Genomic DNA, 16,108 nt, shown 5'->3' with positions numbered 1-16,108 from the left:
CGGGTTCAGATCAGGAAGCCGCGCAGCAGCGCTTCGGAGCCCGCGAGATGATCGCGCATCGCGGCTTCAGCGACATCCGGCCGCCCGGCCAGGATCGCGGTGACGATGCGCTCGTGCTGCTCGCCCGAGTGCTGGATGTTGCGCGGCATCAACGGGAACGTGTCGAGCCATGCGTTGACATCGGCCCTGTTCTCGGCGAGCAGAGCGACGAGCGAGGGGATGCCGGCGGCCTCGGCGATCGCGAGGTGCAGCAGGGTGTCGAGCCGTCGATACTCCTCGGGCCCGGCGGGGAGAGCCGCCTCATGCCGCGCCCACAGGTCGGCGCGCGTCGCGGCATCCAGCGAACGACTCGCGGCCGCGCGCACCGCCCCGGTCTCGAGCACCCGCCTCAGGCCCAGCACGTCGTCGAGCTCCGCAGCGGTCACGGCCCCGGCATCCGACGGCTGGGGCAGCGGATCCGCGACGAACGTGCCGCCGTATCGACCGCGCTTCGGCACGAGGTACCCCGTGTCCGCGAGTTCGCGGATCGCCTCGCGGACGGTGTCGCGGCTCACTCCGAAGGATGCCGCGAGCTCACGCTCGGGCGGCAGCGACTCCCCCGGCGCGACCACGCCGAGACGGATGGTCTGCACGAGGCGAGCGACCGCATCCTCGAGGGCGTTGCCTCGGCGCAGCGGCCGGTAGACCGCCCGGCGCACCTCGACGAGATCGCCGTCGGAGGGGTTCTCGCTCATGCTTCTCAGCCTGTCACAGCGACATGATCGCGCTTCACAGCGGGGTGACGTAGGCGTTGGTGATGCCGCCGTCGACGACGAAGGCGCTCGCGGTGATGAACGACGAGTCGTCCGAGGCGAGGAAGGCCACAGCGGCGGCGAGCTCGGACGGCTCTGCGAAGCGTCCCATCGGCACATGCACGAGTCGGCGCTGCGCGCGCTCGGGGTCTTTTGCGAAGAGCTCCTGCAGCAGCGGGGTGTTGACCGGTCCCGGGCACAGGGCGTTCACGCGCACTCCCTGCCGGGCGAACTGCACGCCGAGCTCGCGCGACATCGCGAGCACGCCGCCCTTCGATGCGGTGTAGCTGATCTGCGAGGTGGCCGATCCCAGCAGCGCCACGAAGGAGGCCGTGTTGATGATCGAGCCTCGACCGGCCGGAACCATGTGGCGAAGCGCCGCGCGGCTGCACAGGTACACGCTCTTGAGGTTCACGTCCTGCACCCGATCCCAGGCCGGCAGTTCGGTCGTCTCGATCGAGTCGTCGTCGGCGGGCGAGATGCCGGCGTTGTTGAACGCGATGTCGATGCGCCCGAACTCGGCGGCGACCCCGTCGAAGAGCGTGTTGACCATGGCCTCGTCGGCCACGTCGACGATGCGGAACGCTCCGCCCACCTCGGCCGCTGCCGCTTCGCCCGTGGCGGGGTCGACGTCGGCGATGACGACGAACGCGCCCTCGGCGGCGAAGCGCTGGGCTGTGGCGAAGCCGATTCCGCTCGCGCCACCCGTGATGATGGCGACGCGGTCCTTGAGGCGCTGGGTCAGATCGATGCTCATGTGTGTTTCTCCGTTGCAGTGAAAAGGTCGGGCCGGGTGTCGCTGTCAGGATTCGTCGGTCGCGAAGAAGACGTTCTTGGTCTCGGTGAAGTGCTCGGCGGCGTCGGGCCCGAGCTCACGCCCGAGACCCGAGGCCTTCATGCCGCCGAACGGCGTCGCGTATCGCACCGACGAGTGCGAGTTGACCGACAGCACGCCGCTCTGAACACCCCGCGAGACGCGCACGGCGCGGCCGAGGTTCTCGGTCCAGATCGAGCCGGCGAGCCCGTAGGCGGTGTCGTTCGCGAGCCGGATCGCATCGGCTTCGTCATCGAACGGCATGACCGCGACGACCGGGCCGAACACCTCCTGCTGCGCGATGCGGTCGGACGGATCGGCGAGCACCACGGCCGGGGCGAACCAGAAGCCGTCACCCTCGGGTGCGCTGCCGCGGAAGGCGATGTTCGCGTCGTCGAGGAACCCCGAGACCGTGTCGCGGTGTGCGGCCGAGATGAGCGGTCCCATGTCGGTGTCGGTGCTCGACGGGTCTCCTACTCGCCACGCAGCGACAGCGGGCTCGAGCAGTTCGAGGAATCGGTCGTACACCGATCGCTGCACCAGCAGCCGGCTGCGGGCGCAGCAATCCTGACCCGCGTTGTCGAACACCGAACCCGGAACCGCCGCGACGGCCTTCTCGAGGTCCGCGTCGGCGAAGACGATGTTGGCGCTCTTGCCGCCGAGCTCCAGCGTGACGGGCTTGAGCGCTCGGGCGCATCCGGCCGCGACCTCGATGCCGACCTCGGTCGACCCGGTGAACACGACCTTGCGGACATCCGGATGCTCGACGAGCCGCTGCCCGACGACCGAGCCCGATCCGGTGACGACCTCGAAGAGTCCTTCGGGGAGCCCCGCTTCGAGAGCGAGTTCGCCGAGGCGGATGGCCGTGAGAGGGGTGAGCTCGGCGGGCTTCAGCACCACGGCGTTCCCTGCGGCGAGCGCCGGCGCGAACGCCCAGGCGGCGATCGTCATCGGGAAGTTCCACGGCACGATGACGCCGACCACGCCGTAGGGGTCGTGGAAGGTGACATCGAGTCCGCCTGCCACCGGGATCTGCCGGCCGGACAGTCGCTCAGGGTCGGCGGAGTAGTAGTTGAGGACCTGCGCGACGTGACCGGCCTCCCATCGGGCGGAACCGATCGGATGCCCGGAGTTCAGCACCTCGAGCTGGGCGAGCTCTTCGGCCGCGGCCTCGACCGTGCGAGCGAACGCGCGGAGGGCATCGGCCCGAGCGACCGGGGCCAGCGCGGCCCATCGGCGCTGCGCCACGACGGCGCGCGCGATCGCGGCATCCGTCTCTCCGATGTCGGCGCGAACGATCTCGCGGATCGCCGCTCCGGTCGACGGGTTGATGACTGTGAACGCGCTCATCGGGCGTCCTCCTTCCGCCGCGCGGCGAACGCGCGGGCCTGTGCGACGAGATCGGTGAAGAGCCGCCGATCCTCGGCGTTCTCCTCGGGGTGCCATTGGACGCCGACGATGTGGCCGGCCGAGGTGTCGACGAAGGCCTGCACGAGTCCGTCGTCGGAGTGCGCAGCCGCCACGAGACCGTCGCCGAGTCGACCGACGCCCTGGTGGTGGTAGCTGTGCACGCGCATCTCGGTCTCGCCGATGATCTCGGCGAGCGGAGTGTCGGTCGACACCTCGACGTCGTTCTCGGCGAAGACGCCGCCGCCGATGCGGTACTTCTCGGTGCCGAGCGATTCGGGCAGATGCTGCTGCAGGGTGCCGCCGCGGGCGACGTTCACGAGCTGCAGACCGCGGCAGATCGCGAGCACCGGGATGCCACGGCGCTCCGCCGCCCGGAACAGGGCGAGCTCCCATGCATCACGGTCGACGCGGGCGGGGTCGGTGAGCGGATGCCGGTCCTCGCCGTACAGCTCGGGGGCCACATCAGCACCGCCCGAGAGCACGAGGCCGTCCATGCCCGAGATGGCCGCATCCGCGGCATCCGGATCCTGCGGAGGCAGGAGCAGCGCGATGCCGCCGACGGAGGTCACGCTCGTGAGGTACTGCTCAGGCAGGAACGCCGCCCGCACATCCCACACCCCCTGCTGCGCGCGCTCCAGGTACGTCGTGACGCCGATCAGCGGCCTGGGGTCAGAGGCGCTCGAAGCCACGGATGCGCTCCCAGTCGGTGACGGCCGCGTCATAGGCTTCCACCTCGATGCGGGCCTGGTTCAGGTAGTGCTCGACCACGTCGTCGCCGAACGCCGCGCGCGCGATGGTCGACTCGCTGAACAGCTTCGCGGCCTCGCGCAGGGTCGTCGGCAGATGATCGACCCCGGCCTCATAGGCGTTGCCGGTGAACCGCTCGGGCAACGGCAGCTCGTTCTCGATGCCGTGCAGCCCGCCAGCGATGATCGCCGAGATCGCGAGGTACGGGTTCACGTCTCCCCCGGGCACCCGGTTCTCCACCCGGAGCCCCGAGCCTGAACCGACCACGCGCAGGGCACACGTACGGTTGTCGATTCCCCACGCGACTCCCGTCGGCGCGAAGCTGCCCTTCGCGAAGCGCTTGTACGAGTTGATGTTCGGCGCGAGCAGCAGGGTGAACTCGCGGAGCGTGGCGAGGATGCCGGCGATCCAGTGCTCCATCACGGGGCTGAAGCCGTGCTCGCCGTCGCCCGCCATGACCGGAGCGCCCGACTCGTCGCGCAGCGACAGGTGGATGTGACAGCTGTTGCCCTCGCGCTCGTTGAACTTGGCCATGAACGTGAGCGCCTGCCCGTGCTGCTCGGCGATCTCCTTCGCACCGTTCTTGTAGATCGCGTGCTGGTCGGCGGTCTCTCGCACCTCCGCATAGCGGAACGCGATCTCCTGCTGACCGAAGTTGCACTCGCCCTTCACGCCCTCGCAGTAGAGCCCTGCCCCGTCCATGCTGTTGCGGATGTCGCGCAGCAGCGGCTCCATACGGGTCGAGGCGAGCAGGTTGTAGTCGACGTTGTAATCGGTCGCGGGCGTCAGACCTTCGTACTTGCGCGCCCACGCATCGCGATACGTGTTGTCGAAGACGATGAACTCGAGCTCAGTTCCGGAGTAGGCGGTCCATCCCCGCTCAGCGAGGCGGTCGCGCTGACGGTCGAGAATCGCACGGGGCGAGGGCCCGACCGGCTCGCCGTTCTGCCAGACGAGGTCGGCCATGACGAGAGCAGTGCCGTCGAGCCAGGGGATGTTGCGCAGCGTCTCGACGTCGGGCTTGAGCACCATGTCGCCGTAGCCGCGATCCCAGCCCGACATCGCGTAGCCGTCGACGGTGTTCATGTCGACGTCGACCGAGAGCAGATAGTCGCACGCCTCGGCACCGTGGGCCAGGATGTCCTCCTGGAACAGCCGCGCCGACACACGTTTGCCGACCAGCCGGCCCTGCGCGTCGGCGAAGGCCACGATCACCGTGTCGATCTCGCCGGCGGCGATGCCGGCATCCAGCTGGTCGATGCTCAGGTTGCCCGCCATCTGACGCTCCGTTCTCGTGCTGTGAAGCGATCGGCCGACCGGCTTCGCCCTCAGAGTAGATCACCTTGCCGTTTAAAGGTAGACGAAACCACCATTGACTGTCACAATCGTCCGCAAGGTGCACCCGGCGCCTGCACGCATGCGAACGGAGAGCGGATGTCCCAGCAGAGCAATGAATCCCGCAAGGTCGCCGGAGCGACCTATACACGCGCCGGGAGTGAGTATTTCGAGAAACGCACGCTGAAGAGGTCTGCCGGAGTCTGGGGCCTGTGGGGCCTCGCGGTCGCCGCCGTGATCTCGGGCGACTTCTCCGGGTGGAACTTCGGCATCGACTTCGCAGGCTTCGGCGGGATGCTCATCGCCTTCGCCATCCTCGTCGCGATGTACTACGGCATGATCTTCGCCATCGGAGAGATGGCGGCCGCGATGCCGCACACCGGCGGAGCCTACTCGTTCGCCCGCTCAGCCATGGGCCCGTGGGGCGGCCTCGTCACCGGCGCGGCCGAGACCATCGAGTACGTCGCGACCACGGCGGTGATCGTCTACTTCTCGGCGTCGTATGCGAACGGCATCACGAGTGAGCTGCTGGGCCTCGAGCTGCCCGGATGGGTCTGGTACCTCATCCTCTACATCGTCTTCATCGCCCTGAACTCCGCGGGCGCGGCGATCTCGTTCCGCTTCGCGATCATCGTGTCGGTGATCTCGATCGGGATCATCCTGGTCTTCTCCGCCATGGCGCTCTTCTCGGGCGCGTTCTCGTGGGATGCCCTGTGGGACATCGTGCCCGACGAGGGCCAGACGGCGTTCCTCCCCCACGGCGTCCTGCCGATCCTGTTCGCACTGCCCTTCGCGATGTGGTTCTTCCTCGGCATCGAGGAGCTGCCGCTCGCGGCGGAGGAATCGCACAACCCGACGCGCGACATCCCCAAGGCGGGGTTCTGGGCTCGCGGCACCCTCATCGTCACGGGCCTCCTGGTGCTGTTCCTCAACACCGGCGTGCTCGGTGCCGAAGCGACAGGCACCGCCGGCGAACCGCTGCTCGACGGCTTCCGCGCGATCGTGGGCGACCAGCTCGCCGCCGTGCTCGCGCTGTTCGCACTCATCGGCCTGCTCGCCTCACTGCAGGGCATCATGTTCGCCTACGGACGCAACATGTACTCGCTGTCGCGCGCTGGGTACTACCCGCGCTTCCTCTCGCTCACCGGAAAGCGCCAGACGCCGTGGGTCGCCCTCACGGTGGGTGCAGCCATCGGCTTCGTCGCGCTGATCGTGCTCGACGTGCTCACCGCGGTCGACTCCGAGGGCGCGGGTACGGTCGCCGGTGCGATCGTCCTGAACATCGCCGTCTGGGGAGCAGTCGTCGCCTACGGACTGCAGCTCGTGTCGTTCATCATCCTGCGCAAGAAGTTCCCGAACGTCGACCGCCCGTACGTGAGCCCGTGGGGAATCCCGGGTGCGGTCATCGCCCTCGTGATCGCCGCCCTGATCTTCGTGGGCTTCCTGCTGAACCCCACGTTCGGCCCGGCGATCATCGCGATCGCGATCGTCTATGTGATCATCCTGCTCGGCTTCGGCCTGTTCTTCCGGCACCGTCTCGTGCTCTCCCCCGAAGAGGAGTACGCGCTGTCGGGCGGTTCGCACGGAGACCCGCAGGCCGAGGGCTACGACGCCATGGAGGGCGAGGTGTTCGGCGGCGGACGCTGATCGAGAGGAGGAGCGCGGCTCTACTTGCGGTCGAAGTCGAACGCCTTGAGCAGCTCGTCGACGGCCTTGTCGCGCTCCTCCCCGCCCTCGTCGAACATGTGCGTCACGTGCGTGCGCAGGTGGTTCTCGAGCAGCAGGCGGTTGAGAGACTCCAGAGAGCGCTGGATCGCGCGGGACTGCGTGATGATGTCCATGCAGTACTCCTCGTTCTCGATCATTCGCGCGACTCCGCGCATCTGACCTTCGAGGATGCTGGTGCGGTGCAGTGCACGCTTCTTGATGTCTTCGATCACGTTTCGAGGGTACTCGGCCTCTGCCGCTGTCAGTCCTCGAACGGGTTCAGCACCGACAGGCCGGGGATCTCGAAGTCCTTCGTGTTGCGCGTCACGAGAGTCAGGCCGTGATGCAACGCTGTGGCCGCGATCAGCGCGTCAGCCCACGGACGACGATCCGGCACGTTGAGAGCGGCGCACGTCCGCGCGATCTGCGGAGAGACGGGGAGGATGCGGGAGCCGAGCCCGAGTCGGAGCGCGTCCAGCCAGCGTCGGAGTGCTCTCGCCTGACGCGGGTCGCGCCGCTGGAGTCCGAGGACACCGAGTTCCAGCTCATAGTCGGTGATGGCGCTCATGTGAAGAGCCTCGGGCTCCCCGCTCTCCATCCAGGTGCGAGCGGCGATGCCGGCTCCGAATCCGCGCCTCGCGTCGGAGAACGTGTTCGTGTCGAGCAGATACATCGGTCAGAACTCGATCGGAGGACGACCGAAGTCCGTCTTCCGGTCGGCGACGATCTCGTCGATGATGCGATCGAACTCGCCGTCGTCGTCCACGAGGTCCTCCTCCGGCATCGCGAGGAACTCGAGAATCGACCCGGGCCGGGCCGGGGCTAGCCGTTCGTACTCGTCGATGCTCAAGAGCACGTACGCGGGCTCGCCGCGCTTCGTGATCATCACGGGCTGGTCGTCGGCGACGCGCTGAGCGCGCGCGACGGACTGGTTGAATTCTCGAGCGGTCATGGTGAACACGATGTACCTCGATTCCGAATGTAGTGATGGTACTACACAGCCCAGATCTCTCGACGGACGACAGGACTCGATGCGGTACGCCGTACTCGGCTCGAACTCCCCGTGAAAGGATGACGTCATGCCGCGAACCCCGATGGCGCTCCTGTCGCCCGCAGACCAGGCGCGACTTCGCGCTCTCCGACGAATGAAGGCCGTGGCGCTCGGCGCGCTGATCTTCATGGCCGTCGTCTTCGTCTTCGCGTTCGCGTTCCAGGAACGGCAGCCGTGGCTCGGCTATGTGCGCGCCGCCGCCGAAGGCGGCATGGTGGGTGCCCTCGCCGACTGGTTCGCCGTGACCGCGCTGTTCCGTCGTCCACTCGGCCTGCCGATCCCGCACACCGCGATCATCCCGAACCGCAAGGACGAGATCGGCCGCACGCTCGGCGAGTTCGTCGAGACGAACTTCCTCGAGGCGAGCGTCGTGCGCACCAAGCTCGCGAGCACCGCGATCGCGAAGCGCGCGGGCGAGTGGCTGCGAGAGCCGGCCCACGCCGAGCGCGTGGGCGCCGAGGGAGCGACGATCGCGACCGCCGTGCTCAACGCCCTCAGCGACGACGACGTGCGAGACCTCATCACAGACCTGGCCCGTGAGCACCTCGTCTCCCCCGAGTGGGGCCCGCCCGCCGGCGCCTGGCTCGAGAAGATCGTCGAGGCCGGCGCGCATCACGGCGCCGTCGACCTCGCGGCCGACAGCATCGGCCGCTGGCTGGACGCGAACGCCGAGTCGTTCTCGGGTCTCATCTCACGCAGGCTGCCCGGATGGGTGCCGAAGCTCGCGCACCGGTTCGTCGACGACACGGCCTACAACGAGGCCGTGAAGTTCGTCCGCGCCGTGCAGGCCGATCCGCAGCATCCGGCCCGTCTCGCGGTCGACGGGTACCTCGCCCGCCTCGCCGACAGCCTGCAGAACGACCCGGAGACGCGCGCCAAGCTCGAGAACGCCAAGTCGTCGCTCTTCGACAGCCCCCGCGTGGGCGCCCTCGCCGCCGAGGCGTGGAACACGGCGAAGAACGGACTGCTCGCCGCCCTCGCCGACCCCGAGAGCGGGCTGCGCGTCCGCGCGGCTCAGGCTCTGCGGGAAGTCGGCGACAGGCTGACGACGGATGCCGCACTGCAGCACCGCGTCGACACGTGGGTGTCGGATGCCGCGGTGTTCCTCGTCGACCGCTACCGCCACGACATCGCGTCGATCATCACCGACACCGTCGAGCGCTGGGACCCGATCGAGACCACCGAGAAGATCGAGCTCATGGTCGGCCGCGACCTGCAGTACATCCGCCTGAACGGCACCTTCGTCGGCGCGCTGGCGGGCCTCGCGATCTTCACGATCGCGCACCTGGTCATCCCCGGAGTCTGAGGCGTGCGGATCGTCGTGTCGGGCACGCACGCGAGCGGCAAGAGCACCCTGATCTCAGACTTCCGCGCGGCACATCCCGAGTACACGGTGCTCGGCGATCCGTTCGACGACGTCGAGTCGGGGGCGCCCACTGGCGCGGCGAGCTTCGTGGCGCAGCTCCGCGTGACGGTCTCTCGGTTGCGAGAGTCGGCGCGAGAGAGTTCCGTCATCTCGGAACGTGGTCCCGTCGACTTCCTCGCCTACCTCACCGCGCTGGAGATGCTGGGACGCGGCGACGGCGCCCTGCTCTCTCGAGCCCAGGAGCTGGTCGAGACCTCCATGGCCCACATCGATCTGATCGCCGTCGTGCCGCTGGACCTGCGGCACCCGATCGACATTCCCGACGACGAGGATCCGGCCCTCCGAGAGGCGATGGAGAGCGCTCTTATGGATGCGCTCGACGACCTCGAACGCGCCGGTGGTGCGCCGCCGATCGTGACGCTCACCGGGAACCCGCAGGAGAGGCTCGCGCAGCTGGAGAGGGCTGCCGGCCTCTGAGGTTCGGCACGCCGCCCGCGCGAACGAGCATCATCGACGCTGCGCGGAGAGAACTCGCAGTCATCGGGTGGCGAGGGCGGCGAGCATCTCGAGCACGCACAGCGCGGCGAGGCGCACCGTGCGCATGTCATCGGCGTCGGCCGTCGCGTCGACCTCGGCGATGTCCGCACTGACGACCCGCGGATCCGCGACGAGCGCGCGGACGAGCGCGCGCAGCTCCCACGCGGCGAAGCCGCCGGGGACGGATGCCGGGCAACCGGGCGCTGCGGCCCTGTCGGCGGCGTCGACATCGACATCGAGGTGGATGCGGGCACCGGCGCCCGCTCCCGCGATGCGCGTGGCTTCGGCGATGACCTCGGCGATGCCCCTTCGGCGCACCTCGTCGAGGGTGATCACGCGGATGCCCCAGTCGGCGGCGCGCGCGGCGTACGCGGCGGAGTTCGCGAAGTCCGCGATGCCGATCTGGACGATCCGCGTCGGATCGATCCGCTCGCCCTCCGGCGCATCCTCGACGAGCCGCCGCACGGGTGAGCCGTTCGAGATCCCGTCGCGCAGGTCGAAGTGGGCGTCGATCGTGATCAGTCCGGTGGCCCGAGCGCCCCGCGCGACCGGGTAGGTCAGAGCGTTGTCGCCGCCGAGCGCGATGACGAGGCGCGTGGCATCGGCGAGCTCGCGCACCCGCGCGACCGTCGCAGCGATGCCGTCCTCTCCGTCTGGTTCGGCCATGTCGCCCGCGTCGAGCACGCGCAGCGCCTCGGTGAGGTCGACGACCGGCGGACCCATCAGGGTGGCGCTGTAGCGGGTGAGCGCCTCCCGGATCGCGGCGGGTGTCGCGTGCGCGCCGGTCGGCGACAGCGAGGTGCGCCACGTAGGAACACCGAGCAGCACGGCATCCGCATCATCCCCTGCGGCGAACGCGGGCCACGACCCGGCACGCGGCCAGAGGTCATCGTGCGACAGGGCCATGATCCTCCGTTCCGCGAGCGTGGAAAACCGCGACACCGTCTTTCCAGACCTGCTCGACGAGCGGCACCCCCGGGCGGTAGGCCAGGTGGATGCGGGTGGGAGCCTTCAGCAGCACGAGGTCGGCCCGCGCCCCAGGTGCGATGACGCCGACGTCGTCGCGCCGCAGTGCCAGCGCTCCCCCGGCGGTCGCCGCCCACACGGCCTCGGCGGGTGTCATCCCCATGTCGCGCACGGCGATCGCGATGCAGAACGGCATGGAGGAGGTGAAGCTCGACCCCGGGTTCGTGTCGCAGGCGATCGCCACGGTGACTCCCGCGTCGATGAGTCGGCGGGCGTCGGGATACGGCTGCCTGGTCGAGAACTCCACCCCGGGCAACAGGGTGAGCACGGTGTCGGATCCGGCGAGCGCTGCGGTGTCGGCGTCCGTCAGGTAGGTGCCGTGGTCGACGGATGCCGCGCCGAGCTCGACTGCGAGACGGACTCCGTCACCCGGGCCGAGCTGGCTCGCGTGCACGCGCGGCATCAGTCCCTTCGCGATGCCGGCGTCGAGCACCCGCCGCGACTGCTCGACCGAGAACGCCCCGGTCTCGCAGAACACGTCGATCCACTTCGAGTGCGGTGCACAGGCGTCGAGCATCGGCCCGGTCACCAGGTCGACATACTCGTCGGCACGGCCGGCGTAGTCCGCGGGAACCACATGGGCACCGAGGAACGTCACCTCCGGCGTGACCTCGGCAGCGAGGCGCACGAGACGTTTTTCGTCCGCGACGCTCAGCCCGTAGCCGCTCTTGATCTCGATCGTGGTGGTGCCCTGAGCGAGCAGTTCGTCGACGAATCCCCGCAGCCGCGCGCGCAGCTGATCGTCGCTCGACGCTCGGGTCTCCGCGACGGTCGAGCGGATGCCGCCGGCCGCGTACTTCTGCCCGGCCATCCGCGCCTCGAACTCGGCGGCACGATCGCCCCCGAACACCAGGTGGCTGTGGCTGTCGACGAACCCGGGGATGACGGCACGTCCGCCCGCGTCCACGATCTCGTCGGCATCCGGTGCGTCGTCGGCCGAGCCGACCCAGGCGATCCGCTCGCCGTCGATGAGAACGGCCGCCTCGACGAGGGTGCCGAAGCGGTCGCCGTCGGATGAGCCGACGTTGGTCGTCAGCTCAGCGATGTTCGTGATCAGCGAGGTGCTCACAGCATCGGCACCTTCAGGCCGCGCTCGCGGGCGATGTCGCGAGCGTGCTCGTACCCCGCGTCGACGTGTCGCATGACGCCCGTGCCGGGGTCGTTGGTGAGCACGCGCTCGAGCTTCTCGGCGGCGAGCGCCGAGCCGTCGGCCACGGTGACCTGGCCGGCGTGGATCGAGCGGCCGATCCCAACGCCGCCGCCATGGTGCAGCGACACCCACGATGCGCCGGATGCCGTGTTGAGCAGCGCGTTCAGCAGCGGCCAGTCGGCGATGGCATCCGACCCGTCCTTCATGGCCTCGGTCTCGCGATAGGGCGAGGCGACCGAACCCGAGTCGAGGTGGTCGCGGCCGATCACGATCGGGGCGGCGAGCTCGCCGGAGGCCACCATCTCGTTGAACTTGAGGCCCGCCAGGTGACGCTCCTTGTAGCCGAGCCAGCAGATGCGGGCAGGCAGGCCCTCGAAGTGCACCTTCTCACCGGCCTTCTCGAGCCAGCGGTGCAGAGCCTTGTCTTCGGGGAACAGCTCGGCGATCGCACGATCGGTCTTGTAGATGTCCTCGGGATCTCCCGAGAGAGCGGCCCAGCGGAAGGGCCCACGGCCCTCTTCGAACTGCGGGCGGATGTACGCCGGCACGAACCCCGGGAACTCGAAGGCGCGGTCGAAGCCACCGAGCTGCGCCTCGGCCCGGATCGAGTTGCCGTAGTCGAAGACCGCGGCCCCCGCATCCTGGAAGGCCACCATCGCGGCGACGTGCTGCGCCATCGATTCGCGCGAGCGGCGGGTGAACTCCTCGGCGTCCCGCTCGGCCTCTGCCTTCCACTCGGCGACTGCGATGCCGACGGGCAGGTAGGCGAGCGGGTCGTGCGCACTGGTCTGGTCGGTGACGATGTCGATCGGCACACCGCGGCGCAGCAGCTCGGGGAAGACCTCCGCCGCGTTGCCGACGACGCCGACCGACAGGGCCTCGCCGGCGTCCTTCGCCGCGACGACCCGGGCGATCGCCGCGTCGAGGTCGGTCGTGTACTCGTCGAGGTAGCCGTGCTCGACACGACGGGCGAGGCGCGATTCGTCGACGTCGACGATGAGGACGGCACCGTCGTTGAGGGTGACCGCCAGCGGCTGCGCGCCACCCATTCCGCCGGCACCGCCGGTCAGAGTCAGCGTTCCCTTCAGCGAGTCTCTGCCGAGCGACCGGGCGACGGCCGAGAACGTCTCGTAGGTCCCCTGCAGAATGCCCTGGGTTCCGATGTAGATCCACGACCCCGCGGTCATCTGCCCGTACATGATCAGCCCCAGCTCCTCGAGCCGGCGGAACTCGGGCCAGTTCGCCCAGTCGCCCACGAGGTTCGAGTTCGCGATCAGCACTCGCGGCGCCCACTCGTGCGTGCGGAAGACGCCGACCGGCTTGCCCGACTGCACGAGCAGCGTCTCGTCCGGCTCGAGCTCGTCGAGGGTGCGGACGATCGCGTCGTACGCCTCCCAGCTGCGCGCCGCCTTGCCGGTGCCGCCGTAGACGACGAGGTCTTCGGGATGCTCGGCCACCTCGGCGTCGAGGTTGTTCATCAGCATGCGCTTGGCGGCTTCGGCGCCCCAGCTCTTGGCCGTGCGCTGGTTGCCGCGGGCGGCGCGAACGACGCGCGGTCCTGTCGCGGTCGTCGTCCTCGAGTCGGGGGCGGTGCTCGTCGTCGTCGTCGAGTCGGGGGCCGTGGTGTCAGTCATGCGCGTGCTCCTTTGCGATGCGGGCGATTGCGCCGGACTGCACGAGTGCGGTCACGGCTTCCATGTCTGGGGAGAGGAATCGGTCGGGTCCTGGTCCTGCGGCGACGGTGCGCACCAGATCGCGCACGGCACCGGTCGCAGGGCCTGCCTGCAGCGGGGCGCGCAGGTCGAGCGCGCGGGCGCCGGTGAGGATCTCGATGGCGATGACACGGGCGAGTCCGTCGATCGCCCGACGGAGCTTGCGGGCCGCGGCCCAGCCCATCGACACGTGATCCTCCTGCATCGCCGACGAAGGGATCGAATCGACGGATGCCGGCACGGCGAGGCGCTTGAGCTCCGAGACGATGCCTGCGGAAGCGTACTGAGCGATCATCAGCCCAGAGTCGACGCCGACCTCGTCGGCCAGGAACGGGGGCAGGCCGTGGTTCCTGGCCGGATCGAGCGCCCGGTCTGTACGGCGCTCCGAGATCGACGCGACGTCAGCCACGGAGATCGCCAGGAAGTCCAGGACGGCTGCGACGGGTGCGCCGTGGAAGTTGCCGTTCGACTCGATGCGGCCGTCGACAGTGATGACCGGGTTGTCGATCACGCTGGCGAGCTCTCGCTCGGCGATCATCGAGGCATAGCCCATCGTGTCGCGCGCGGTTCCGTGCACCTGGGGCGAGCAGCGCAGCGAGTACGCGTCCTGCACGCGGCCGTCCTCCGGCCCCTTGTGGCTGTGCACGATCGGCGAGTCCCGCAGGAACGACCGCAGGTTCGAGGCCGATTCCGCCTGCCCCGACTGCGGACGAAGAGCCATGAGGTCGGCCGCGAACACGGCATCCGTGCCCATCTGCGACTCGACCGACATCGCCGCGGCCATGTCGGCGGTGAGCAGCAGGGTCTCGAGGTCGTGCAGCGCCAGCACGAGCATCCCGAGCATGCCGTCGGTGCCGTTGATGAGCGCGAGCCCCTCCTTCTCGACGAGGGTGAGCGGCTCGATGCCCGCAGCCGAGAGCGCCGCGGATGCCGCGACGAGTTCGCCATCCGCCGCGCGGACATCGCCCTCGCCCATCGCAGCGAGGGCGATGTGTGCGAGGGGAGCAAGGTCGCCCGAGCAGCCGAGTGAGCCGTACTCGCGAACGACGGGTGTGATGCCCGCGTTCAACAGCCCCGCGTAGGTCTCGACGACGACCGGGCGAACGCCCGTCCGCCCAGAGGTCAAGGTCTGCAGGCGCAGCAGTTGCAGACCGCGCACGACCTCGCGCTCCACCTCCGCGCCGGTGCCGGCCGCGTGCGAGCGGATCAGACTGGCCTGCAGCTGCAGCCGGCGATCCGGAGCGATGAACGTCGTAGCGAGCGCGCCGAATCCGGTGGAGACGCCGTAGTGCGGGTTCGGATCGGCGGCCAGTCCGTCGATCACCCGGCGTGTGTCCGCCACTCGGGCGAGGGCTGCGGGGCTGATCGCCACCGGCGCACCGTGGCGGGCGACCGCGACGACATCGGCGTGGCTCAGTGGGGCATCGCCGACGAGGACGGAGGACAGTTCGGTCATGTCTCGATTCCACACCCGCAGGGTCGCGGGCGACACCGGTTCGTGGGATCCTTTGTCTGTGATCCCAGACAGAGCGGATGCCGCAGCACAGGTCCCGGCGGCCGACAACACGCTGCGGATCCTGCGGTACCTCGCCGGGCGGCCGGCCCCGGTCGCCGCATCAGCCATCGCTCGCGAACTCGAGCTGCCGCGCTCGACCGTCTATCACCTGCTGGCCACCCTCGCCGAGCACGGATTCGTGCTCCACCTGCGCGAGGACCGACGATGGGGTCTCGGCACCTCGGCGTTCGAGCTCGCCGGTGGGTATGCGCGACAGCAGCCGCTCGCGCGTCTGGGGCGCCCACTCGTCGCCGCCCTCTCCGACCGCCTCGGCGAGAGTGCGCACCTCGCGGTGATGAGCGGCGGCGACGTGCTCTACATCGTCGAGGAGCGGGCCCCACGACGCCAGGCCCTCATCACGGATGTGGGAGTGAGGCTTCCTGCCCACCTGACCGCGTCGGGGCGCGCGATGCTGGCAGCGCTTCCCCGAGAGCAGGTGCGAGCTCTCTACCCGAGTACGTCAGCGTTTCCCGACCGCACCGGACTCGGGCCTCGGAAGCCGAGCGAGCTGCGCGAGCTGCTGCGCACGGTGCGTGCACGAGGTTATGCCACCGAAGACAGCGAGGTGGCAGAGGGCCTGCGCAGCGTCGGCGCGGTCGTCTGCGATCACGCGGGCTGGCCCGTAGCCGCTGTCGCGGTGACCTGGGCCGGGACGGATCTCGACGAGACCGTGCTCGCAGCCGCTGTCCGCGAGACAGCATCCGTGCTCGAGTCACGGCTCAAGCGATAGCGGATCTCGCAGGGCCGCGAGTGCCGCGCCAGTCGAGGCACTCGCATCGCGAACGCACGTTAACGCAGAAAAGCCACCCAACATTGGGTGGCTCTTCTGTTTAAAAGAAGTCCGGCGGTGTCCTACTCTCCCACAGGGTCCCCCCTGCAGTACCATCGGCGCTGTGAGGCTTAGCTT

At 69.2% G+C, this 16,108-nt stretch carries 16 protein-coding genes and 1 rRNA gene; 4 read left to right on the top strand and 13 right to left on the bottom strand.

Translation table 11 applies throughout. From position 1 onward, the window contains the following. Positions 1-5 precede the first annotated feature (5 nt). The 5 genes from OPU70_RS15060 to OPU70_RS15040 are packed head-to-tail and all read right to left on the bottom strand — an operon-like array spanning position 6 to position 5,040. The gene (locus tag OPU70_RS15060; protein WP_056374309.1) at positions 6-734 is read right to left on the bottom strand and encodes a FadR/GntR family transcriptional regulator; all 729 of its coding nucleotides are present in this window, start codon (positions 732-734) and stop codon (positions 6-8) included. A 34-nt stretch (positions 735-768) separates the two neighbouring features. After that, complete coding sequence (locus tag OPU70_RS15055) at positions 769-1,548, bottom strand: 3-oxoacyl-ACP reductase (RefSeq protein ID WP_042537821.1); 780 nt, start codon at positions 1,546-1,548, stop codon at positions 769-771. 45 nt (positions 1,549-1,593) lie between these two features. Further along, a complete protein-coding gene (locus OPU70_RS15050; RefSeq protein ID WP_042537818.1) occupies positions 1,594-2,955 on the bottom strand; it encodes an aldehyde dehydrogenase family protein in 1,362 nt (453 codons plus the stop codon). Further along, complete coding sequence (locus OPU70_RS15045; RefSeq protein WP_079113591.1) at positions 2,952-3,704, bottom strand: gamma-glutamyl-gamma-aminobutyrate hydrolase family protein; 753 nt, start codon at positions 3,702-3,704, stop codon at positions 2,952-2,954. Before OPU70_RS15045 ends, OPU70_RS15050 begins: the two co-directional genes overlap by 4 nt. Then, the gene (locus OPU70_RS15040) at positions 3,685-5,040 is read right to left on the bottom strand and encodes a glutamine synthetase family protein (RefSeq protein WP_042537814.1); all 1,356 of its coding nucleotides are present in this window, start codon (positions 5,038-5,040) and stop codon (positions 3,685-3,687) included. Before OPU70_RS15040 ends, OPU70_RS15045 begins: the two co-directional genes overlap by 20 nt. Positions 5,041-5,196: 156 nt before the next feature. Between OPU70_RS15040 and OPU70_RS15035 the strand changes: the two genes are divergently transcribed. Then, the gene (locus tag OPU70_RS15035; RefSeq protein WP_498558142.1) at positions 5,197-6,744 is read left to right on the top strand and encodes an amino acid permease; all 1,548 of its coding nucleotides are present in this window, start codon (positions 5,197-5,199) and stop codon (positions 6,742-6,744) included. A 20-nt stretch (positions 6,745-6,764) separates the two neighbouring features. On the opposite strand, the gene OPU70_RS15030 is transcribed toward OPU70_RS15035, so the two are convergent. From OPU70_RS15030 to OPU70_RS15020, 3 genes are read right to left on the bottom strand one after another with little or no spacing between them, the layout of a single operon-like run. Next, complete coding sequence (locus tag OPU70_RS15030) at positions 6,765-7,037, bottom strand: metal-sensitive transcriptional regulator (protein ID WP_042537810.1); 273 nt, start codon at positions 7,035-7,037, stop codon at positions 6,765-6,767. A gap of 29 nt (positions 7,038-7,066) precedes the next feature. Continuing rightward, positions 7,067-7,477, bottom strand: a complete 411-nt coding sequence (locus OPU70_RS15025; protein WP_367823906.1) for a type II toxin-antitoxin system VapC family toxin — start codon at positions 7,475-7,477, stop codon at positions 7,067-7,069. Positions 7,478-7,480: 3 nt separating this feature from the next. Continuing rightward, positions 7,481-7,756 carry a type II toxin-antitoxin system prevent-host-death family antitoxin gene (locus tag OPU70_RS15020; protein WP_052492856.1) on the bottom strand — a complete coding sequence of 92 codons (276 nt, stop codon included), beginning with the start codon at positions 7,754-7,756 and terminating at the stop codon, positions 7,481-7,483. 127 nt (positions 7,757-7,883) lie between these two features. On the opposite strand from OPU70_RS15020, the gene OPU70_RS15015 reads away from it, so the two are divergent. Next, on the top strand, positions 7,884-9,161 hold the full coding sequence (locus OPU70_RS15015) for a DUF445 domain-containing protein (RefSeq protein ID WP_498558141.1): 1,278 nt from the start codon (positions 7,884-7,886) through the stop codon (positions 9,159-9,161). Positions 9,162-9,164: 3 nt separating this feature from the next. Beyond that, positions 9,165-9,698, top strand: coding sequence for a DEAD/DEAH box helicase family protein (locus tag OPU70_RS15010; RefSeq protein ID WP_475435900.1), 534 nt, complete (start codon positions 9,165-9,167; stop codon positions 9,696-9,698). 60 nt (positions 9,699-9,758) lie between these two features. On the opposite strand, the gene OPU70_RS15005 is transcribed toward OPU70_RS15010, so the two are convergent. From OPU70_RS15005 to hutH, 4 genes are read right to left on the bottom strand one after another with little or no spacing between them, the layout of a single operon-like run. Further along, positions 9,759-10,664, bottom strand: a complete 906-nt coding sequence (locus OPU70_RS15005; protein ID WP_475435902.1) for an arginase family protein — start codon at positions 10,662-10,664, stop codon at positions 9,759-9,761. Continuing rightward, positions 10,645-11,853 (bottom strand): imidazolonepropionase, encoded by a 1,209-nt coding sequence (gene hutI, locus OPU70_RS15000; protein WP_498558140.1) that lies wholly within the window; start codon positions 11,851-11,853, stop codon positions 10,645-10,647. The genes OPU70_RS15005 and hutI overlap by 20 nt, the downstream gene beginning before the upstream one ends. Then, a complete protein-coding gene (hutU, locus tag OPU70_RS14995) occupies positions 11,850-13,568 on the bottom strand; it encodes a urocanate hydratase (RefSeq protein ID WP_475123216.1) in 1,719 nt (572 codons plus the stop codon). The genes hutI and hutU overlap by 4 nt, the downstream gene beginning before the upstream one ends. Further along, positions 13,561-15,102 carry a histidine ammonia-lyase gene (gene hutH, locus OPU70_RS14990; protein ID WP_498558139.1) on the bottom strand — a complete coding sequence of 514 codons (1,542 nt, stop codon included), beginning with the start codon at positions 15,100-15,102 and terminating at the stop codon, positions 13,561-13,563. The genes hutU and hutH overlap by 8 nt, the downstream gene beginning before the upstream one ends. A gap of 52 nt (positions 15,103-15,154) precedes the next feature. Here hutH and OPU70_RS14985 point away from each other — a divergent pair, with 52 nt between their 5' ends. Continuing rightward, entirely contained in the window at positions 15,155-15,931 is a 777-nt protein-coding gene (locus tag OPU70_RS14985) for an IclR family transcriptional regulator (protein WP_498558190.1), read from the top strand. A gap of 109 nt (positions 15,932-16,040) precedes the next feature. Here the strand turns inward: OPU70_RS14985 and rrf are convergent. Then, a 5S ribosomal RNA gene (gene rrf / locus OPU70_RS14980) occupies positions 16,041-16,108 on the bottom strand; the annotation flags it as partial.

Source organism: Microbacterium sp. SWDP-B6 (genome assembly GCF_059803615.1).
Note: the sequence above shows the minus strand (reverse complement) of the source record. Positions and strands in the feature narration are given on the sequence as shown.

Excerpts from the sequence above, each read along its gene's own strand:
- OPU70_RS15060 (WP_056374309.1), bottom strand. The coding sequence starts at position 734 with ATGAGCGAGAACCCCTCCGACGGCGATCTCGTCGAGGTGCGCCGGGCG.
- OPU70_RS15055 (WP_042537821.1), bottom strand. The coding sequence starts at position 1,548 with ATGAGCATCGATCTGACCCAGCGCCTCAAGGACCGCGTCGCCATCATC.
- OPU70_RS15050 (WP_042537818.1), bottom strand. The coding sequence starts at position 2,955 with ATGAGCGCGTTCACAGTCATCAACCCGTCGACCGGAGCGGCGATCCGC.
- OPU70_RS15040 (WP_042537814.1), bottom strand. The coding sequence starts at position 5,040 with ATGGCGGGCAACCTGAGCATCGACCAGCTGGATGCCGGCATCGCCGCC.
- OPU70_RS15035 (WP_498558142.1), top strand. The coding sequence starts at position 5,197 with ATGTCCCAGCAGAGCAATGAATCCCGCAAGGTCGCCGGAGCGACCTAT.
- OPU70_RS15025 (WP_367823906.1), bottom strand. The coding sequence starts at position 7,477 with ATGTATCTGCTCGACACGAACACGTTCTCCGACGCGAGGCGCGGATTC.
- OPU70_RS15020 (WP_052492856.1), bottom strand. The coding sequence starts at position 7,756 with ATGACCGCTCGAGAATTCAACCAGTCCGTCGCGCGCGCTCAGCGCGTC.
- OPU70_RS15015 (WP_498558141.1), top strand. The coding sequence starts at position 7,884 with ATGCCGCGAACCCCGATGGCGCTCCTGTCGCCCGCAGACCAGGCGCGA.
- OPU70_RS15005 (WP_475435902.1), bottom strand. The coding sequence starts at position 10,664 with ATGGCCCTGTCGCACGATGACCTCTGGCCGCGTGCCGGGTCGTGGCCC.
- hutU (WP_475123216.1), bottom strand. The coding sequence starts at position 13,568 with ATGACTGACACCACGGCCCCCGACTCGACGACGACGACGAGCACCGCC.
- hutH (WP_498558139.1), bottom strand. The coding sequence starts at position 15,102 with ATGACCGAACTGTCCTCCGTCCTCGTCGGCGATGCCCCACTGAGCCAC.